The 2264-nt window shown below is 46.1% G+C and carries 3 protein-coding genes; all 3 read right to left on the bottom strand.

Translation table 11 applies throughout. The features are described 5' to 3' along the window. On the bottom strand, positions 1–1555 hold a 1555-nt coding region (gene tnpC / locus ACFQIC_RS21065; RefSeq protein ID WP_390217884.1), incomplete at its 3' end, for an IS66 family transposase. A gap of 38 nt (positions 1556–1593) precedes the next feature. Then, on the bottom strand, positions 1594–1950 hold the full coding sequence (tnpB, locus tag ACFQIC_RS21060) for an IS66 family insertion sequence element accessory protein TnpB (protein ID WP_204712364.1): 357 nt from the start codon (positions 1948–1950) through the stop codon (positions 1594–1596). Continuing rightward, positions 1944–2264, bottom strand: a 321-nt coding sequence (tnpA, locus tag ACFQIC_RS21055; RefSeq protein WP_390217882.1) for an IS66 family insertion sequence element accessory protein TnpA, incomplete at its 5' end; no start/stop codon positions are given. The genes tnpA and tnpB, both read right to left, overlap by 7 nt.

Here is a 2264-nt window from a genome sequence, read left to right as displayed (position 1 = left end):
TAGGAACGTGACAGATTTCAGGTAATGATGAGGACCAAGGAAGAACCTTTTCCCAAGCCTCTGAATCGTCAAGATCCATCTGAGGAAGTTGTTCGAATAAATACATAAGATAGTAGAGAGGGTTCAAGCCGTTGGCTTTTGCCGTTTCTACCACGCTGTAAATGATGGCGCTGGATTCAGCCCCCTTCAGGCTATTTGAAAACAGCCAGTTCTTGCGGCCGATCACGAATGGTTTGATGAATCGTTCAGCTCGATTGTTATCGATATCTATTTGCCCATCCTGCAGGTAGACGACCAGTTGATCCCATTGATTCAAACAGTACGTGATGGCTTCCCCTAACTTGCTTTTCGGCAGAACTTTGGCTTTATGATTCTTCAGCCACTCCAAAAAGTCCTCCAATATCGGTTTACTGTTCTTTTTCCGATACCCCAGGCGTTCTTCGTCTGTCCACGTTTTGATTTTCTTCTCAATATTATACAATCGCTGAATCTTCTGAATCGCCTCCTTGGCGACACTATTTACCAATGTCGAAGAAGATGGGGCTGCTTTTAGAGCTTCATCAAATTTTCGGCGGGCGTGAGCCCAACAACCCATCAGTTTTACGCCGTCCACTTTACGATAGCCTCCATACCCATCGGTTTGGAGGAATCCAGAGAACGATGTAAGGAATCGCTTCGCGTGCTTACCAGCTCGCGTACGCTGATAATCATACAAAACGATGGGCGGTCCGTTGCGACCGGTACAGTACAGCCACATATAGGACTTAGACTCAGCTGCCTTTCCATCTTCCCGCAACACCTGAAGAGGCGTCTCATCCGCATGCACCGATGAATGCTTCACCATGGTTTGATGAAGTTTGTCAAACAAAGGCTTCAACCAGTGGTGCGCTGCGTGGATCATCCAGTTGGCGATGGTGGCTCTGGATAAATGGATTCCCATACGTTCTAACTGCTTTTCCTGACGATAGAGAGGCAACGCCTCGACATATTTCTGACTCATGAAAAACGCCAAACTTGAAGGGGAAGCGAGGCTTTTCGGAAGAACAGGGTTTGGTATAGGAGCTGTGTGAATAGGGGTTTCCACCCCGTGTCGTTCACAATGCCGGCAACTGTATACATGGCGCACGTGTTTTTTTACTTTCACCTGCGCGGGAATCACAATTAATTCACGACGCTCTTCCGAACTCATTTGGTGAAGGTCATGACCGCATGACGAACAAGCCTGGTCCTCGAGATGGTAGTCTACCGTTTCCGTAGGAAGGCTTTTCATCATCTCATCACGCTGCCCTTTTCGTTTTTTCCGTTTATATTCAATCGTTTCGATTGTCGGCTCCTCTTCCTTTGAATCGGAAGTGATTTCTGCCTCATCGAAAAGGGAAATCTGATCAGGGTTCATCTTTTCACTCGAAGTACCAAAACGCTTCTGTTGGCTTAATTTGAACTGTTGTTCATACCATTCAACCTTGGCTGCCAGCTTAGCGTTTTCATCTTCTAGAGAAAGACAACGTTCTTCCAATGATTCCATTGTCTTGGGGTTCTTCGTCTTTGTATCCATAAAAAAAGGATTCGACATAAATAGACGAATTCCTTTTTTTAAATCAATGTTTTTGCATGAACTGCCCGGTGGGCTCCTCTCTGGTGGAGAGGCAATCCGTCCATCAACCACCGAAATTGCCGTCGACTTACAGACATGACAGAAGCATCATTGTCTGCGGGCCATTGAAACGTTCCTTTTTCAAGGCGACGATAATGAAGCCAAAATCCGTTGTGATCCCACTGGAGGATTTTCACTTTATCCCGTTTCCGGTTACAGAAGACAAACAGACATGGGGAGAAGGGATCCAAATCGAACGCTTCCTGAACCAAGATCGCTAGCCCGTCAATAGACTTTCGCAAGTCTGTATTACCCTGAGCGAGATAAACCTTCTCCACGTGTGCTACATTCAACATACCGCCTGGACCACTTTCAGCACATTAGCTAGGTGTTCCGGGCAGACATCTTCGGAAGTTTCAATCGTCGCTCTGCCTATGGAAATATGTATGGATGATTGTGAAGCCCTTTCTTCAACTTCTACAGCCACCCAGGAAGGCGCCGGATCAGCCGGTACTTGAATCTTTCTTTTCCAATACCGAAAGGTATGAATATTAATATGATGGTTGTTACACCATTCTTTGGCCGTTTGACCGGATTCATGGAAATGAATCAGCCGGTCTTTCCAAAGAGCTTGTTTTTCTGTTTGGCCCATCAACATTCCTCCTAAGAA

It is taken from the genome of Halobacillus seohaensis, from assembly GCF_042663045.1.
GTDB lineage: Bacteria > Bacillota > Bacilli > Bacillales > Halobacillaceae > Halobacillus_A > Halobacillus_A seohaensis.
The sequence above is the reverse complement of the archived record's forward strand: the minus strand, read 5'-3'. Positions and strand labels throughout refer to the sequence as shown.

Excerpts from the sequence above, each read along its gene's own strand:
- tnpB (WP_204712364.1), bottom strand. The coding sequence starts at position 1,950 with ATGTTGAATGTAGCACACGTGGAGAAGGTTTATCTCGCTCAGGGTAAT.